Origin of the sequence: Clostridium sp. AF27-5AA (assembly GCF_003478415.1) — a bacterium.
In the GTDB taxonomy this organism is placed as follows: domain Bacteria; phylum Bacillota; class Clostridia; order Lachnospirales; family Lachnospiraceae; genus Otoolea; species Otoolea fessa.
On sequence record NZ_QUFH01000005.1, the window covers coordinates 14400 to 32540 of the forward strand.

At 49.2% G+C, this 18141-nt stretch carries 14 protein-coding genes; 12 read left to right on the plus strand and 2 right to left on the minus strand.

Translation table 11 applies throughout. The features are described 5' to 3' along the window. Positions 1-635: 635 nt before the first annotated feature. A complete protein-coding gene (locus tag DWY89_RS06595) occupies positions 636-2141 on the plus strand; it encodes an alanine/glycine:cation symporter family protein (RefSeq protein ID WP_118524498.1) in 1506 nt (501 codons plus the stop codon). A 203-nt stretch (positions 2142-2344) separates the two neighbouring features. Next, the gene (locus DWY89_RS06600; protein ID WP_118524499.1) at positions 2345-3085 is read left to right on the plus strand and encodes a YoaK family protein; all 741 of its coding nucleotides are present in this window, start codon (positions 2345-2347) and stop codon (positions 3083-3085) included. 127 nt (positions 3086-3212) lie between these two features. On the opposite strand, the gene DWY89_RS06605 is transcribed toward DWY89_RS06600, so the two are convergent. Both DWY89_RS06605 and DWY89_RS06610 read right to left on the minus strand, forming a co-directional pair. Then, the gene (locus DWY89_RS06605; protein WP_118524077.1) at positions 3213-4025 is read right to left on the minus strand and encodes an ABC transporter permease; all 813 of its coding nucleotides are present in this window, start codon (positions 4023-4025) and stop codon (positions 3213-3215) included. Further along, positions 4015-4797: an ABC transporter ATP-binding protein gene (locus DWY89_RS06610; protein ID WP_118491667.1), complete on the minus strand. Its 783-nt coding sequence runs from the start codon at positions 4795-4797 to the stop codon at positions 4015-4017. Before DWY89_RS06610 ends, DWY89_RS06605 begins: the two co-directional genes overlap by 11 nt. Positions 4798-5144: 347 nt before the next feature. Here DWY89_RS06610 and DWY89_RS06615 point away from each other — a divergent pair, with 347 nt between their 5' ends. The 10 genes from DWY89_RS06615 (at position 5145) to DWY89_RS06660 (ending at position 18138) form a co-directional block, all read left to right on the plus strand. After that, positions 5145-5978, plus strand: a complete 834-nt coding sequence (locus DWY89_RS06615) for a carbon-nitrogen hydrolase family protein (RefSeq protein WP_118522978.1) — start codon at positions 5145-5147, stop codon at positions 5976-5978. A 112-nt stretch (positions 5979-6090) separates the two neighbouring features. After that, complete coding sequence (locus tag DWY89_RS06620) at positions 6091-7206, plus strand: response regulator (protein WP_118524078.1); 1116 nt, start codon at positions 6091-6093, stop codon at positions 7204-7206. Between the two features lie 36 nt (positions 7207-7242). After that, positions 7243-8832: a histidine kinase gene (locus tag DWY89_RS06625; RefSeq protein WP_118524079.1), complete on the plus strand. Its 1590-nt coding sequence runs from the start codon at positions 7243-7245 to the stop codon at positions 8830-8832. Between the two features lie 179 nt (positions 8833-9011). Then, a complete protein-coding gene (locus DWY89_RS06630) occupies positions 9012-10070 on the plus strand; it encodes an ABC transporter substrate-binding protein (RefSeq protein WP_117796237.1) in 1059 nt (352 codons plus the stop codon). Positions 10071-10259: 189 nt separating this feature from the next. After that, positions 10260-11774 (plus strand): sugar ABC transporter ATP-binding protein, encoded by a 1515-nt coding sequence (locus DWY89_RS06635; RefSeq protein ID WP_117796236.1) that lies wholly within the window; start codon positions 10260-10262, stop codon positions 11772-11774. Positions 11775-11776: 2 nt separating this feature from the next. Next, positions 11777-12835 (plus strand): ABC transporter permease, encoded by a 1059-nt coding sequence (locus DWY89_RS06640; protein WP_118524080.1) that lies wholly within the window; start codon positions 11777-11779, stop codon positions 12833-12835. A 3-nt stretch (positions 12836-12838) separates the two neighbouring features. Next, complete coding sequence (locus tag DWY89_RS06645; protein WP_117796234.1) at positions 12839-13852, plus strand: sugar ABC transporter permease YjfF; 1014 nt, start codon at positions 12839-12841, stop codon at positions 13850-13852. A 456-nt stretch (positions 13853-14308) separates the two neighbouring features. Further along, positions 14309-15511: a sugar ABC transporter substrate-binding protein gene (locus DWY89_RS06650; protein ID WP_107000589.1), complete on the plus strand. Its 1203-nt coding sequence runs from the start codon at positions 14309-14311 to the stop codon at positions 15509-15511. 137 nt (positions 15512-15648) lie between these two features. Further along, the gene (locus DWY89_RS06655) at positions 15649-16620 is read left to right on the plus strand and encodes an ABC transporter permease (RefSeq protein WP_107000588.1); all 972 of its coding nucleotides are present in this window, start codon (positions 15649-15651) and stop codon (positions 16618-16620) included. Positions 16621-16638: 18 nt separating this feature from the next. Continuing rightward, on the plus strand, positions 16639-18138 hold the full coding sequence (locus DWY89_RS06660; protein ID WP_022358936.1) for a sugar ABC transporter ATP-binding protein: 1500 nt from the start codon (positions 16639-16641) through the stop codon (positions 18136-18138). Positions 18139-18141: the final 3 nt, after the last annotated feature.

The window sequence follows — 18141 nt, forward strand, 5'->3', positions numbered from 1 at the left end:
TTTCGTAATAAGCGTTCGGTCTGATTCATAAAATGTACAGAGCTGACAGATACCAAAGGAGGATGAGAAGATTTGTAAGAATTATGTAGAATGCGAATCTGATTCATACGGAATATCCGGGCGGATTACATGGGTGCGTGTGCGGCGGACATTCATTCCGATGGCTCTGCCAAGTGTCCCTAGTATATCATATTCGTGAAAGAAATGGGAGAAAAAGATAGAAATATGCCTACGATCTCAAATACAACATAAAAAATTCATCTAAATGAAACACACAAAAAGTTAAAAAATAAACAAATGGTAAACAAAATTCATGAAACTCCGAAAGAAAATGGACAAAATTCTGAACGGGAGTCTAACGGAAAATGGCGCAGTTGTAGACAAAATATCATGATATCTTGTGCATTTATACTAATTGACGCTCGAAAAAGTGCAATTTATTTCATGAAAAAAACAGATGGATTCATGACTTTGCGTTATTTTATGAAAATCCTGCATAATAAATTCAAATAATGTTATTGAACAAATTTCACTTTAGTGATATAATTTTTTCAAAAGCAAGAAGTTTTTTGAGCGAATTGAAAAACTTGCTTAGCCAGCGCGCGGCACTACATCAAATAAAGGGGGAACTTTATATGGAAGCAATTAACAACATTGTCGGTATGTTGAACGGACCCATTTGGGGCGTTGGAATGTTAGTTCTGATTGTTGGTAGTGGTTTATACTTTACAATCCGTCTCGGCTTTTTCCAGTTTGTTCATTTCAAAGATATGTGGAGCCGGATCATTGACAAGTCGGAGTCTGAATCCGGTATTTCTTCATTCGCATCCTTCTGTACAACCATGGCGATGCGTGTTGGTACCGGTAACGTAGCCGGTGTAGCCGTAGCTCTTTACATGGGCGGACCTGGCGCACTCTTTTGGATGATCATCGCTGGTATGACAAACTCTGCTGTTTGCTTTACTGAGTGTACATTATCCGTACTTTATAAGAACCGTATCGATGGTCAGTATCGAAGCGGCGGCGCTTACTGTGCTGAGAGAGGTCTTGGTTGGAAAGCTTATGGTGCCTTCTATGCAGCATTCTTCGGACTGGGCGTTGTATTATTCATGCCGGCAGCAGCTACCTATACAATCTGCGATGGATTTAAGAACGCTTTAGGTATTCCGATGTGGATTTCAGCTCTGGTTATCGCACTGGCTATGGCAGTTGTAGTTATGGGTGGTGTTAAACGAATCAGTTCTGTAGCATCTATGCTGGTTCCGCCGATGGTAGGCATTTACCTGATTGCAACCGTTGTTATCTTAATCGCAAACGCAGGTCAGATTCCGAGCGTTATCGCTCAGGTTGTATCCTGTGCATTTGGTTCCAAAGAAGCTCTTCTGGGCGGCGGCGTTGGTATCGCTATCCAGCAGGGTGTTAAACGAGGCACATTCTCATCTGCATCTGGTATGGGTGAATCCATGCCGACCGCAGCAGCAGCAGAGACCAGCCACCCGATTAAACAGGGTATGGCAAACGCAGCTGGTGTTTGGCTGGATACCGTTATCGTATGTACCGCTTCTGGTCTGATGATGCTCTTAAGCGGATGCTACAATACACAGTTTGGTTACATCGGTGGTACCGGTGCAATGCACGATCAGATGGCTCAGTTAGCAGCAGATGGAACATATGGCGTTATCTTCGTTCAGAATGCCTGCAGCACCGTTATGGGAAGTATTGCTCCGCTGTTCGTTGCTATCATGCTGGCTCTGTTCTCCTTTACATGCTTAATCAGCTACTATTACGAGGGCGAGACTTCGGTTCTTTACCTGTTCCAGGGCGATGATAAAGCAGCTACCCGTAAAGTAGTTATCAGAATTATGCAGATTGTTATGCCTATCCTTATCTTCATCTGGGGCAATATCGATTCCGGTCTGGCTTGGAATCTTTCCGACCTTGCACTTGGTGGATCTACATGGATCAACATGTTAGTTGTACTGCTTCTGTCTCCGAAGGTATTTGCACTGTACAAAGACTACGAAGAGCAGATGAAAGCAAAGAAAGACCCGTACTACAACCCGGATAAGCTTTGCTGGAAGGGCGTAGACGTTGAGATGTGGAAAGACATCAACAAAAAACGTATCGCAGAAGATAAATAATCGAATGTGAATCGTTACATATTATTAGATATAGAGCTTAACTCTTAGAGTCTAATATAAAAGGCAGTCCCTGTCGTGTGGCAGGGGCTGCTTTTTTGCCATTATATAGATAATGTCTATGATAGAAATGGTAATTTTTTGTAAATTGTCATTGACGATCCAGCCGCCGCGCGATACAATCAACCGCGAAAGGCGGTAATGGTATGGTACAGAAAGTGATTCGGGATCGCCTGGATGCGATCCTTCATTGGAATATATCCCTGGTCGGAGGATTTCTCGGAGCCTATGCGATTTTGCTTCATGCCGGAAACTTTGGCTCTGCTCAGACAGGCAACCTGATGGAGATGGGAGTGGAACTGGTATCGATGGAATGGTTTAACGTCCTTCTGCGTCTGGCTGCGCTGGTGCTGTTTGGACTGGGCGTGGCATCCGCATATCTGCTCACGAACTTTACGAAGATAAACATGCGGAAACTTGCCCTCTGGGTGGATGCGGCTGCGCTGGCACTGGCGTCGATGCTGCCGCTTGAACCGGCGCTGGTCGGAATTTATCCGATTTTCTTTGCATCCGCATTTCAGTGGGGCGTCTATTCCGGTGCCGACGGATTTAACAGCGCGACGATCTTTATGACGAACAACTTCAAACAGTCGGTGCTTGGCTGGCTGCAGTACGGTCTGACAAAGGATAAGGAATTTAAGAGAAAAGCAATTCTTTATACCTATACGGTCATCAGCTTTTTCCTGGGCGTGGTACTCGGAGCGTGGGCGGTCGGTCAGTTCGGCATCTACAGCGCCTATGTAGGCTTTTTGCCATTGGCGGCTGCGAGAACCTTTATCGCGGTCGGTACGGCTCCGCTTGAAAGCGAGACTCCGGAGGAGACGGCAGTCGAGGCGGCAGAGGAGATGGAAGAAGCAGAGAAGCTGGAGAAGGAGCAGAAGCTGTAAAGTCTGTTCCCTGCAAGTTTTCTACAAGATGCAGGAAAGAAAAGCGGCAGGAAACAGGCTTCGGCGGGAACAGGATGCGGAAAAATGCAGGCGCTTAAGAACAGCAAACGTGAAGCAGTGGACAGATTTAATGCTGGTGATATTGTTGCTGTAAAAATTTTCCCAGTATTCCTACTACTTGATATAGCGCCGCAGACATAATACATAAAAGAATAATACTCATCACAACCATATCCATCTGGAATACCTGTGAGCCGTAGATGATCAGATATCCGAGTCCCTGTTTGGCAGCGAGAAATTCACCGATGATGACGCCGACCAGGCAGAGACCGATGTTGACCTTCATGTTGGCGAGAATCAGTGGGATTGAGCCTGGCAGCAGGACTTTGGTTAAAATATGAATCCGGTTTCCTCCGAGGGACCGGATTAATTTGATCTGGTCGGGATCCATCGAGGAAAATCCGTTGTGGAGTGTCAGGATCGAGCCGAAGACAGCGACCGAGATGGAGGCAACGATGATCGTGCGGATGTTGCTTCCAAGCCAGACGATGAGAATCGGGGCGAGGGCAGATTTCGGCAGACTGTTGAGCATGACGAGGTACGGCTCCAGAATCTCTGAAAGATTCCGGCTCGACCAGAGGAGAACCGCGCCGATCATCCCGCAGAGGATGACCAGTGTAAAGCTGATCAGCGTTTCATAGAGCGTCACGCCGGTGTGGATGAGGATGCTTTTGTCCTGCATCATCCGCAGGAAACAGTGCACGGTGCGTGACGGGGAACTGAAAATAAACGCGTCGATGAGCCCCAGTCGGGCGCTCATTTCCCAGCATATTAAAAAGAAAACGAATAAGAAAATCCGGCAGAAGAGAACCAGACGGCGCCGATGGAGCTGGCGGCGGAGGTAGGCTTTCTGGGCGGTGGACTCTTTCTTACATTTCATACTTTTTGCCCTCCCCTTGCAGTGTCTTCCATAGTTCATTGAAATAAAGAGAAAAAGCCGGATCATTCCGGCGTTCCAGCGGTCGGTTAGCGGACAGCGGGAAGGTAACCGGCAGGATGCGGCAGATGGTTCCGGGGCGTTTAGTCAGAACCAGGATGCGGTCGGCGGCACTCACGGCTTCGGAGAGGTCGTGGGTGATCAGAATCGCTGTTTTGCGGCGCTCCCGGATGATGGTGCTGATATCGTCGCAGACGGTTAAGCGTGTCTGATAATCGAGCGCCGAAAATGGTTCGTCGAGAAGCAGAAGCTCCGGTTCTAGCGCCAGTGTCCGGATCAGGGCGGCGCGCTGGCGCATTCCACCGGATAGTTCGGAGGGGCGGGAATGCTCAAATTGTTCCAGTCCGTAGATTTTTAAGAGCCGGTGGAGGCGGTCTTCCGCGGCATGATCCATTTTTTTCTGAATTTCCAGCCCGAGGGCAGCATTCTGGATGATCGTCCTCCACTCGAAAAGTTGGTCGCTTTGCAGCATATAACCGATGCGGCACTGGCTTTTCGAGAGCGGAACCCCATTTATAAGAATGGAACCTTCTTCCGGCGGCAGGAGCCCGCTGATTAAGGAGAGCAGCGTGGATTTTCCACAGCCGGACGGTCCGACAATGGCGATAAATTCGCCGGTTTCTACCTGAAATGATATATCAGAAAGGGCTTTCGTCTCCCCGGATATCGTGTGGTAGGAGTAGGAAAGCCCGGAAACTTCCAGAATGGGCGGCATAAGCAAATACCTGGGTAACTGTGTATCAGTGGGACAGTTACGCTCCTTGAAACATTCTTACTTTATAATATGCGGAAGTGAAAAGCCGGGTTACTGTACACGGGTAGGCACTTTTGGAACCGAAAGTGCCGTAAGAAAACGTGGTGGCAGCAGGAATTTGCCGTATTGAAATGCGAAGCCACGGCAAATTCCGTTACTGGACACGTATGCGTGTACAGTAACAGCCGGGTTACTGTTCGCGCATACGTGCCTTGCATTGGTTGACCCGTGTGGAAAAGAGATGCTATAATAAAATATAGGTAATTGTGGAGAGAAAAGCGCTTATAGACAGGATACAGGGGGTATTTATGATACGCAGATATACAGTGGCATTGATGCAGATGGATACACAGAATGATAAAGGAAAGAATCTGGAGACGGCATGCGCCTGGATTGACGAGGCGGCGGCAAAAGGGGCGAAGCTTATCTGTTTCCCGGAGGTGATGAATCTGATCGGCAAAAATATCGGTGAAGGCGGCGGACGCGAGGAAATTCCGGGGTACACGACCGAGCGCCTCTGCGCGAAAGCGAAGGAACACGGCGTCTATATTCACGGGGGCAGTATCACGCAGGCACTTCCGGGGGAAAAACGATCGGCAAATACGAGTGTGCTGATTTCGCCGGAGGGGAAGATTCTGGCGACATACAGCAAACTGCATATGTTTGACATCACGCTGGCGGACGGCACACCGTACCGGGAGTCGGACCGGGTCAAACCGGGCGATTCGATTGTGACGGTGGAGACGGAGCTGGGCATTTTTGGAATGTCGATCTGCTATGATGTGCGTTTTCCGGAGATTTACCGGCTCATGGCGCTTCGTGGGGCGCAGGTTATCTTTGTTCCAGCGAGCTTTACGATGCCGACGGGAAAGGATCACTGGGAGGTTCTTCTGCGGGCGCGGGCGATCGAGAACGGCTGTTACATCGTGGCACCGGGACAGATTGGACAGAAACCGGCATATGCGGCATACGGCAACAGCCTGGTGGCAGATCCGTGGGGAACGGTGATTGCACGGTCAAAGGATGCACCGGGGATCACCTATGCGGAGATTGATTTAGATTATCTGGAGAAGATACGGAAGCAGATTCCGTCGCTGGAAAACCGGCGGAGTGATTTGTATGAAGTGAGTGAGAAGAAGTAAGGCGTGAATATTTTCAGCCGGCAAAATGGCGTGTGGACGGAAATGAAAAACGGGTGTATTCGGGCAAATGGATAAAAAGGACAGAGAAAAATGGAGTCCAGGGGGGAAAACCATGGTAAAGGTGTTTCTGGTAGAGGATGAGGCGATCATCCGGCACGGTATACGGGATAATATTGACTGGGCGAGCCACGGATTTGAATTTGCGGGGGAGGCGGGCGACGGCGAGTACGCGTATCCGCTGATATTGAAGGCACAGCCGGATATTCTGGTAACGGATATCAAGATGCCGTTTATGGACGGGCTGGAGCTGAGCCGTCTGGTGAAAAAGACGCTTCCGCGCACGCGGATCATCGTGCTCAGCGGCTACAATGAATTTGAATATGCAAAAGAGGCGATCAAGATAGGAATCAGCGATTATCTGCTGAAACCGGTATCCTCGGCGGGACTCATCGATGCGTTGAAAAAGGCGGCGGACGAGATCCGGGAAGAACGAGAAAAATCGAGGCTTCTGGAGCGGTATTTTGTCAGCTACGAAAAATATACAGAATTTCTGGACAAAACGGATTACAGCGGTGTTGACCGGAAGCTCATCAACGATTTTTTAAAGCTCGGCTCAGTCGAAGAGTGCAGTCCGTTTGTCGAGGAGTATTTCGCAGCGATCGGTGAACATAATTACAAATCGCTCTTGCTGCGTCAGTATATGACGATGGATATTTTTTACTGTGTGCAGGAGTTTTTGAAGAAATTGAAAGCGGAGCCGCCGGAGGTTTCGGAAAGCGTGGTTGACATAAAACGGGTTCCGAAGGTGATCGAGAGCGTGGAGATGACGAAAGCCTATCTGATTGAGGAGTTTACGGCTGCTCTGCAGGCGCGCGACCGGGCGTCGAACGACCGTTATGGCAGCGTGATCCGGGATGCAAAGGAATATATCCGGGCAAATTTCAGCCAGAGCGACCTGTCGCTGAACCGGATTGCCGTGCACATTGGCGTCAGTCCGAGCTATTTCAGCTCGATTTTCAAGCAGGAGACGGGGCAGTCCTTTGTGGAGTATCTGACGCAGGTGCGGATGGAACGGGCGTGTGAACTTTTGAAATGTACCTCCTACCGGACGTCCGAAATCGGGGAGCAGGTGGGATACAACGATTCACACTATTTCAGCGCGGCATTCAAGAAAGCGATGGGGCAGTCGCCGAAAGAGTATAAGGCGAGCCAGACGCGGCAGGAGTAAGGAAAGTACATAGGTGTTCAAAAAGGGAGGAAAGATATGGGAGTGGAGCAGGGGCAGATTGGAAAAACAGAAGAGATGGCAGAGTTGAATAAAAATCAGGATCCGGGCGTTGATTCGTTATCCGCTGCCCGTCCATATCGCCCTCTTTCTCTCCGCGCCCGTCTGATCCTTCTCCTCTTCGTGATTGCCATTCCATTAACAGGCATGGCGCTCGGGTTCCAGAAGATGATCGCCTCCTATTCTGCTTCCTATGACGCGATTCTGGCGAATCTAAAGACGGCGAATGAGTACAACATAAAGTTCAAATCGGATATGGAGTATTCGATGTACCGTGTTATGATCGGGCTGATCGACGCGGAACAGTTCGAAAATGGAGATATTGTCGAGGGCGAGACGAAGTATGCGACGGTGGTCAAGAATCCCCACAGCCTGATTGCGTCGGCGAGACAGGCGTTCGGAACGACGATCGAGCGGGAACCGGGGTCGGACTGTGATATCAAGATAAGAGGTATCCTCTCCTGTCTGGATTCCCTGGAGCGGGCAGTGGATAAAATGATTGGAAATGCCGCCGCCGGTGGATATTACGATGAAAATGTCAATATTTGGGAGAATGACATCCAGGGTCTTTGCTCGATGATTCAGGATTACATTACGCAGTATACCTATTATGAAATGATCAACATGGAGCAGCTTCAGAAAGAACTGAAGGTGCAGATGGCGGATCAGGTGCAGAGCTATCTGGCGCTTCTTCTGGTGGTGTTGGTGGTGGGTATGTTTCTGGCAGTTACGATCACGAAGTCCATCACGGAACCGCTGCAGCAGTTACAGAGGACGGCAGAACAGCTCGGCCGCGGGAACCTGAATGCGAGGGCGAGACCGGGCGGGCTGGAAGAGATTAACGTGCTGGCACGGGCGTTTAACCAGATGAGCGACCGCATCCGGCGGCTGCTTGATAAGACGAGGCAGGAGCAGAAGAACCTGCGGGAGCTGGAGCTGCGCCTCCACCAGGAGCAGATCAGTCCCCATTTCCTCTATAATACACTTGATTCGATCGTATGGATGGCAGAGGGCGGCAACAACCGCCAGGTCGTGGAGATGACGACGGATTTAAGCGACTTTTTCCGCACGGTTTTATCGGGCGGGCGCGATTTCATCACGATCGAGGAGGAAGAATCACACATCCGGAGCTATTTAAAGATTCAGAAGATCCGGTACGAGGACATTCTCGACTATTCGATCGAGATCGAGCCGTCTATCCGGCGCCGGATTGTGCTGAAAATGCTGCTGCAGCCGCTGGTGGAAAATGCCCTCTACCACGGCATCAAAAATAAGCGCGGCGGCGGATGCATTGTGATCCGCGGCTATGAGGATCGGAACGGGCTTGTCTTTGAGGTGGAGGACGATGGGATTGGCATGGATGAGGTGGAACTTGCCGCCGTGCGCGCCAAGCTGACCCTGGAGCCGGAAGAGGAACTTGCCCCGATCGGCAGCGGCGGATTTGGGCTACATAATGTGGTGCAGCGGATTCAGATGTATTATGGCGATCAGGCTGAGATCCTGGTTGAATCTGAAAAGAATATCGGCACCTGCTTTAAGGTTTATTTGGGAAATCAAAAAAAATCATAACTTTTTCAAAAAAAATTGTATTTTTTTAAGGGTACACCTGGAAAAACACAGAAAACGACAAACATCTCAAAAAAATAATATACCTTTTTCCAAAGATGCCCCGTATCCATGATGCGGGGTGCTTTGTTATAATAAATACGCAAAAACAAATATATTGGGTCTTATAAGGAGGAAACAGTATGAGAAAAAGATTAGTGTCCGCAGCTTTAGCAGCAGCAATGGCGTTATCCATGACCGCTTGTACAAGCAATCCGGCTGAGAAAGAGACGGAGGCAGCAGCTCCGGCTGATACAGAGGCAGCAGAAGAGGGCGAAGAGAAAGAAGCGGCAGCAGACGGCGATCTGATTACCGTAGGTTATGCACAGGTTGGTGCTGAGTCTGACTGGAGAACAGCCAACACCGAATCTTTCAAATCTACATTTACTGAGGAAAATGGTTACAAACTGATTTTCGACGATGCACAGCAGAAACAGGAAAATCAGATTAAGGCAATCCGTTCTTTCATCCAGCAGGGTGTTGACTACATCGTAGTTGCTCCGGTTGTTGAGACTGGCTGGGAGACCGTTCTGGAAGAAGCAAAAGAGGCTGGTATCCCGGTTATCCTTTCTGACCGTCAGATGCAGCTTTCTGATGACAGCCTGTATGAGGCATGGGTAGGCGGAAACTTCGTAAAAGAAGGCGAGACCTGCGGCGACTGGCTGGCTAAATACTTAGAGGATCAGGGACGCGGCGACGAAGAGATCAACATGGTTACCATTCAGGGTACCATCGGTGCATCCGCACAGGTTGGCCGTACGGAAGGTATGGACAACAAGCTGAAAGAGCACTCCAACTGGAAGATGCTTGACAGACAGTCTGGTGAGTTCACCCAGGCAAAAGGACAGGAAGTTATGGAGTCCTTCTTAAAGAGCTATGATGACATCGACGTTGTTATCTGTGAGAATGATAACGAGGCATTTGGTGCCATCGATGCTATCAAGGCAGCAGGCAAGACCTGTGGTCCGGACGGCGACATCATCGTTGTAAGTTTTGACTCCGTAAAGGCAGCTTTCGAGTCCATGATCGCTGGCGACTTAAACGCAACCTTCGAGTGCAACCCGCTTCATGGTCCGCGTGTAGCTGAAATCATCCAGAAACTGGAAAAAGGCGAAGAGGTTGAGAAGATTCAGTACGTAGACGAAGCATACTTCGATACAAGCATGGATCTGGAAGAAATCTTAAAGACAAGAGCTTACTAATTCGCTATTGAATGGTATTTTTAAATGTTAATAATCGGACAGGCAATCGCTTTTGACCGTAAGTGAATGAGTGTCAGACCGGAGGTTTCGGCGGACGGCAGGCACTTGGCAATCAGGAGGCGCGGGGCTGGAGGCTTAGGTTTCCGTCCCTGCGCTTTCTTTTTCAAAAAATAAGGAGGCAAAGCTTTTATGGAAAAGGATTCCGTTCTTGAGATGAGGCATATTTATAAGACATTCCCGGGTGTAAAAGCTCTGCAGAATGTGGATTTTACCTTAAAAAAAGGCGAAATTCATGCCCTGATGGGGGAAAATGGCGCAGGAAAATCCACGCTGATCAAAGTCCTGACGGGTGTAGAGGAGTTTGAAACAGGGGAAATCATGATAGACGGCTGCGATCATGCGATCATCAACCGCAGCCCGCAGGAGGCACAGAACCGGGGCATCAGCACCGTGTATCAGGAAGTCAATCTCTGTCCGAACCTGACGGTTGCAGAGAATCTGTTTATCGGACGCGAACCGCGAAAAGGCGGATTGATTGACTGGAAAACAATGAATAAAAAGGCCAGCAAACTGCTGCAGGACCTTGACATACATGCAGATGTAACACAGACGATCGACAATTATTCGATTGCAATTCAGCAGATGATAGCGATCGCCCGTGCAGTCGATATGTCGGCAAAGGTATTGATTCTTGATGAGCCGACCTCCTCCCTCGATGATGGAGAGGTAGAAAAGCTCTTTAATCTGATGCGCCGCCTGAAATCCGAAGGCGTCGGCATCATATTCGTTACACATTTCTTGGAGCAGGTGTATGCAGTCTGCGATAAGATCACCGTTCTTCGGAATGGGCAGTTGGTAGGACAATTTACGACGGCGGAGCTTCCGAGAGTCCAGCTGGTTGCCAAGATGATGGGAAAGGATTTCGATGATCTGGCAGCGATCAAGGATTCCAAGAGTGAGGAGAAACACGGCGAAGCGGACATCGTCATCAAGGCGGTGGGACTCGGAAAGAAAGGATACATAAAGCCGTTTGATCTGGTGATTCACAAGGGTGAAGTCGTCGGATTTACCGGGCTTCTGGGTTCGGGACGTTCTGAGACGGTCCGTGTTCTCTATGGAGCGGAAAAGCCGGATGAGGGCGAGCTGAGCGTCAAGGGAAGACCGATCGCGGCGCGCCACCCGCTGATTTCGATGAATGCCGGCATGGCATATCTGCCGGAGGATCGGAAAAACGAGGGTATCATCTCGGATCTATCCGTGCGTGAGAACCTGATCATGGCACTTCAGGCAAAACGCGGTATGTTCCACCTGCTCAGCCGCAAGCAGCAGGAAGAATTTACCGATAAATACATTGATATGCTGCAGATTAAGACCGCCAGCCGTGAGACACCGATCAAATCACTCTCCGGCGGCAACCAGCAGAAGGTAATCATCGGACGCTGGCTTCTGACCAACCCGGATTTCCTGATTCTGGACGAGCCGACCCGTGGCATCGACGTCGGAACCAAGACAGAGATTCAGAAACTGGTCGTAAAACTGGCAGAACAGGGCATGGCAGTCGTGTTTATTTCTTCCGAGATCGAGGAGATGCTCCGTACCTGCGACCGCATGGTCGTTATGCGTGATGGTGCAAAGGTAGGAGAACTTTCCGAGGATGAGATGAACCAGTCCAACATCATGTCAACCATTGCAGGAGGACAGTAGCTATGAAAAATATGACGTTCAAAAAAATTACCTCGCAGAGGCTGTTTCTCCCGATTTTCTGCCTTGCGCTGGTATTGCTGGTAAATATCGTCACGACGCCGAACTTCTTCGCGATCGAGGTGCGGAACGGCGTTCTCTACGGATACTTAATCGATATCATCAACCGTGCGTCAGAGCTGGTGATTCTGGCAGTCGGCATGACGCTTGTCGTATCGTCCTCCGCTGGAACGGATATTTCCGTCGGTGCGATCATGGCGGTCAGTGCGGCAGTCTGCTGCAACATCTTAACCGGCGGCGAGCGCGCAGCAACTGCATATGCCAATCCGCTGATTCTTGGCTTCCTGGCAGCGCTCATCGTCGGCGCGGCGATCGGCTGCTTCAACGGTTTTCTGGTTGCAAAGTTAAACATCCAGCCGATGGTAGCGACTCTTATCATGTTTACTGCCGGGCGCGGTATCGCACAGCTGATCACGGATGGACAGATTACTTATGTGCGCGTGGACAGCTACCGCACTCTGGGCGCTTCCCTTCCGGGATTCCCGGTTCCGACCCCGTTTATCGTGGCGGTTGTCGTTGTGGCACTGACTTCGTTACTTTTGAAGAAAACGGCACTGGGCATGTATATCCAGTCGGTCGGTATCAATAAACGGGCGTCCCAGCTTGTCGGCATCAAGTCGGTTATGATTATTTTCCTCACCTACGCGTACTGTGGACTCTGTTCCGGTCTTTCCGGTCTGATTGCTTCCAGCCGTATCTACTCGGCGGATGCGAATAACATCGGTCTTAATATGGAACTGGATGCGATCCTGGCAGTTGCCATCGGCGGAAACTCCCTCGGCGGCGGTAAATTCTCGCTGGCAGGTTCCGTCATCGGCGCGTATACAATTCAGGCGCTGACGACCACCCTGTATGCGATGCACGTATCCTCGGATCAGGTTCCGGTTTACAAGGCGATCGTGGTTGTCATCATCGTAGCACTCCAGTCTCCGGGATTTGCTAGATGGAGAAAATCCCTGGCACAGAAAAAAGAACTGAGCGCGGCAGGAAAGGAGGCGGCATAAATCATGAAAGAAAAGAAGAAATTAAATCAGAACACGTTCCTGCTTCTTGTCACGATCCTGCTGTTCTTCGTGATGTACGCGATCGGCTGCGTGCTCTTTAATGCACAGGGCTTTGCCAAGACACAGAACTTCTTAAACCTCTTTATTTCCAATGCGGGTCTGATTGTCATCGGTATCGGCATGACGATCGTCATGATCACCGGCGGTATCGATATCAGCGTCGGTTCCTTCGTGGCGATGGGCTGTATGATGCTGGCATGGATGATGGAAAAAGGCGGTATCGGTGCGGTTCCGGCGGTTCTCATCGTGCTGGTGACCGGGATTGTCTTTGGTCTGGTACAGGGATTCCTGGTTGCCTACATGGATATCCAGCCATTCATTGTTACCCTGGCGGGTATGTTCTTTGCCCGCGGCATGACTGCGATCATTTCCAAGGACATGATCAGTATTACGAATGAAACTTTCATGGCATGGGCGAAGATGAAACTTTATATTCCGTTCGGCGGCTATCTCAACAAAAAAGGCATGATGATTTATCCATATATCTATCCGACGGTTGTGATTGCGCTGGTTCTTCTGGTTCTGGCATTTATCATGCTGAAATATACGAAATTTGGACGCAGCATTTATGCGATCGGCGGCAACGAGCAGTCAGCGCTGATGATGGGCTTGAATGTGCGCCGGGTAAAACTGAAAGCCTATATCCTGGACGGTTTCCTTTGCGGCGTCGGCAGTGTCCTTTTCTGTCTGAATACGCTGGGCGGCTTCGTTGAGCAGGCAAAGGGCTTCGAGATGGATGCGATCGCTTCCTCTGTTATCGGCGGCACGCTCTTGACCGGCGGCGTCGGTAATGTATTCGGAACCCTGTTTGGCGTCCTTATCAAGGCGACGATCGAGGCATTTATCACTTTCCAGGGAACACTTTCTTCCTGGTGGACCCGTATCACGATCGCGGCGCTTTTATGCTTCTTCATCGTGCTTCAGTCGATCCTTGCGATGGTAAAGAAGAAAAAGTAGAAATTCTCTTCCGGAGACAGACAAACCGGCATGAATGTCTGCTATGACAGCATCAAGATAGAACAGTCAAAATGACGGGAAATATCCATGCAAAGAGAGAGAAGACATCTGAAAAAAGTACAGTACATATTAGAAACAATATAAAGCTGTATTCTCTTGATTCGACATAATTCGAGAGGAAATCAGCAAACCTATACATGATGCATAAATGTTTAGCGAAAACAGCCGCTTTAATTTATGCATCATTTGTATTTCTACTAAAATGATGTCAAAATCAGGCGTTAAATTTATAACAATATACGAAATAAAATACAACTTTATGAAAAAATGCTCTTGTATTTACTTGCACAATTTGTCCTGGATTGTTATAATAAAGTTACTAAAAGTTGTGAAAAGCAACAAAGCAGTGCGGCTGGGGTGCCGCTTGCAAAGAAAATTTTATGGGAGGTAGTTAGAATGAAAAAAATGTTCAAACGTGCCGCTGCATCCATGACAGCAGCAGCGATGGCAGTGAGCATGACCGCATGTGGCGGCTCTGGAGCAGCAAATGCGACACAGGCAGCAGATGCTTCTGCAGCAGAAGGAAGCGAGGCAGCAGCTTCGACGATCGACAACAAAGACATTAAGATCGGTGTTTCCATCTGGTCCTCCACCGATGTACTTGGTTCCCAGTGTAAGCTGATCATCGACGAGGCAGCAAAGGCTCTGGGCGTTCAGGTTCAGTATGTTGACCAGGGTCATGTGTCGGAGAAGGTTACCGCATCCGTAGAGCAGTTAGCAGCAGCAGGATGCCAGGGTATCATCATCTGCAACTCTTCTGATACAGAGATGACATCCGCTATTAAGACATGTAATGACAATAAAGTATATCTGGCACAGTTCTTCCGTGTTATCAGCCAGGAGAACAGCAAGGATATCTATGATTTAGCAACCGCATCACCGTACTACATCGGCGCTGTTCATGAGAACGAGCCGGAGAACGGTGAAAAATTAGTTCAGATTCTTCTGGACAAGGGCGACAGAAACATCGGTCTGATCGGCTGGGAGCAGGGCGACGCTACCTGGCTTGGCAGATGGGAAGGCTACAAAGCTGGTGTTGAGAAATGGAACGCAGAGCATCCGGATGATCAGGCAAAACTGTCTGAGCCGCAGTACGCAGGTACTTCTTCTGAGGGTGGTTCCAAGGCAGCAGAGGCTCTGATGTCCGCAGATCCGACTCTGGATGCACTGATTCCGGCAGGCGGCGGCGGTGACCCGCTTCAGGGCGCTATCGCAGCAGTTGAGCGTGCAGGCAAGACTCAGGATATCGACATCGTTTCCACAGACTTCCTTCCGGATCTGGGCGAGAGACTTGAAAATGGTTCTATGGCCGGTGAGTCCGGTGGACATTACTGCGATCCGCTTATCGCTTTCATGATGGTTTACAACGCAATCAAGGGCAACTACACAGGTATCGAGGGCAACTTCGAGGATGTTCCGTTCCCGTATCTGTATGTATCTTCTCCGGACGACTACAAAGCATATGAGCAGTACTTCGTAGATCAGCTTCCATACACCGATGAGGAACTGGTAGCTATGTCCGAGCTTAGCCTGGATGACCTGAAAGCAACTGCAGCTGGTATCTCCATCGAGGATGCTGCACAGAGAGCAGGCAACTAATTAGTTCAGAAACTGATTCAAATTATAGAATTTTAAGAGGCTGAATGTAATAGAAAAGGCCGGTATCGCACGGCGCGATGCCGGTCTTTTCTTTAAAAGAAAAAAGAAACTGAGCAGTTATGAATGAGGTATAAAATATGGGTTCTTCTGTTGTTGAAACAACCGGAAAGAAAAAACTTTCGGGAACTGCCAAGGGTTATATCATCCTGGTGGGTCTGGTAGTGCTTTCCTGGGCGATTTTTAAAGCTCTGACGCCGGGCAATTTTGGTTCTCCGGCCAATATGCTGAGTTATTTTCAGGCCAGCCTGATCGCGACGGTTGGCGCTGTTGGTTTTTACTTTGTTATGGTTATGGGTATGTTCGATTTCTCCATCGGCGCGAACATCATGCTTTCAGCGATTGTAGGCTGTGTATTTGCCTCTCGTTTCGGCATGGGATATGCCGGTCTTATCATCGGCAGCGTGCTGACTGGTACGATTGTCGGACTTTTAAACGGTGTTTTTTATGTAAAACTCCGTATCCCGTCCATGATTGTAACGACGGGTCTGGCTCTTATCTATGAGTCGGTTGCCAACTACATCGCAGGCGGCGTGGAGCAGACGCTTCCGTCCAACCTCCGTGCATTCGGACAGATGCCGTGGAACATTATTCTGGCACTTCTGGCATGTGTGGCAGCTTACATTTTCTTAAATTATACAAAGATTGGTACGTATACATATGCGATCGGCAGCAACGAGTTCGTAGCGAAAAACATGGGTATCAATGTTAATAAGTACAAAGTACTTGCATTTATCTTAAGCGGCGCATTTTTAGGCGTTATGGCGATTTTAACGATCAGCTACGGTTCCTCCATGGTAGCGGTAACCGGTATGGCGTCGATGAGCCGTAACTTCGTTCCGACGATGGGATGCTTCTTCGGTCTGGCGTTTAAGAAATATGGCATGCCGCTGCAGGCGATCGTCATCGGCGAGTTTGTTATCAACATTATTTTCTTTGGTTTCATCGCGATGGGCGCACCGACAGCAATTCAGGACGTTATCACAGGTCTGGCACTGTTAATCATAATCACGCTGACCACAAAAGCGGAAAAAGGCGAGATTGTCAAGTAAATCGAGGGAGGAAATGCAATGAGCGAGGTAAGATTACAGGTAAAAAATCTTTGCAAGTCCTTCGGTATCACGAAGGCAGTTCAGAATGTGTCTTTTAATGTCAATAAAGGCGAGGTTCACGCGCTGATCGGAGAGAATGGTTCCGGTAAATCGACGCTGACCAACATGCTGACCGGCATCTACAGTATCGGAAGCGGTACCTTCATTCTGGATGGGAAAGAGATTCATCCGAAGAATCAGGTAGAAGCCAACAACGAGGGTGTTTCTATTATCGTACAGGAGTTAGGAACCCTGTCGGGACTTACAGTAGCGGAAAATATATTCCTGGGACACGAAGATCAGTTCGTACATATGGGAATTAAAAATACAAATGCCATGAATAAAAAGGCGACGGAGCTTCTGAAACAGTACGGCTTCGAGCGTATCAAGGCGGCAGACATTATCGACAACTACAATTTCGAGGACCGGAAGCTGGTCGAGATCGTAAAGGCAACCTACTTCAATCCGAAGATTGTTGTCATCGATGAGACGACCACGGCACTTTCCCAGGAAGGCCGTGAAGAACTTTACAAACACATGAACCGCATCCGTGAGAGCGGCAACACGGTTATCTTTATCTCCCATGACCTTCCGGAGATTCTGGAGAAGTCAGATACCATCACGATCCTGCGCGACGGCGTTTACATTGATACCGTCAAGAGCAAGGATGTGACCGAGGACGATCTGAAACGTCTGATGGTAGGCCGTGAGGTAACCGGTGATTATTACCGTGCAGATTACGGCGAGAAGGTATCAGATGAAGTTGTTCTTTCTGTTAAGAACGTGACGGTTCCGGGACTCATCGAGGATGTCAGCTTTGATCTTCACAAGGGCGAGATCCTTGGCTTTGGCGGTCTGTCCGAGTCCGGTATGCATGAGATCGGCAAAGCAATCTTCGGCGCTTCCTATGACAGAACCGGTACGGTACAGCTGGCAGACGGAACGCAGATCAACGATATCCCGGGCGCGATCAAGCACAGCATCGCGTATACGTCGAAGGATCGTGATAATGAGTCGGTCGTTTTAAACCAGAGCATCGGCGACAACATCTGCCTGCCGTCCCTGGATTCGCTGGCAAACAAGCTTCACCTGTTGAGCGATAAGAAATTAAGAGAATTTTCCAACCAGTTTGCAAAACAGATGTCCGTCAAGATGGTAAACGTAAACCAGTTTGTTTCGGAGCTTTCTGGTGGTAATAAGCAGAAGGTCGTTCTGGCAAGATGGATTGGAAAAGATTCCGATATTGTCGTTCTCGACAGTCCGACCCGTGGTATTGATATCAAGGTTAAACAGGACATTTACCAGTTAATGAACCAGATGAGAAAGAACGGAAAATCGATTATCATGATTTCCGAGGAGCTGATGGAGCTGATTGGTATGTGCGACCGCATCATTATCATGAAGGACGGCAAGATCAGCGGTGAGCTGGAACGTGATGAGGCGATGGATGAGAACAGCCTGATCACGATGATGGTATAAGGA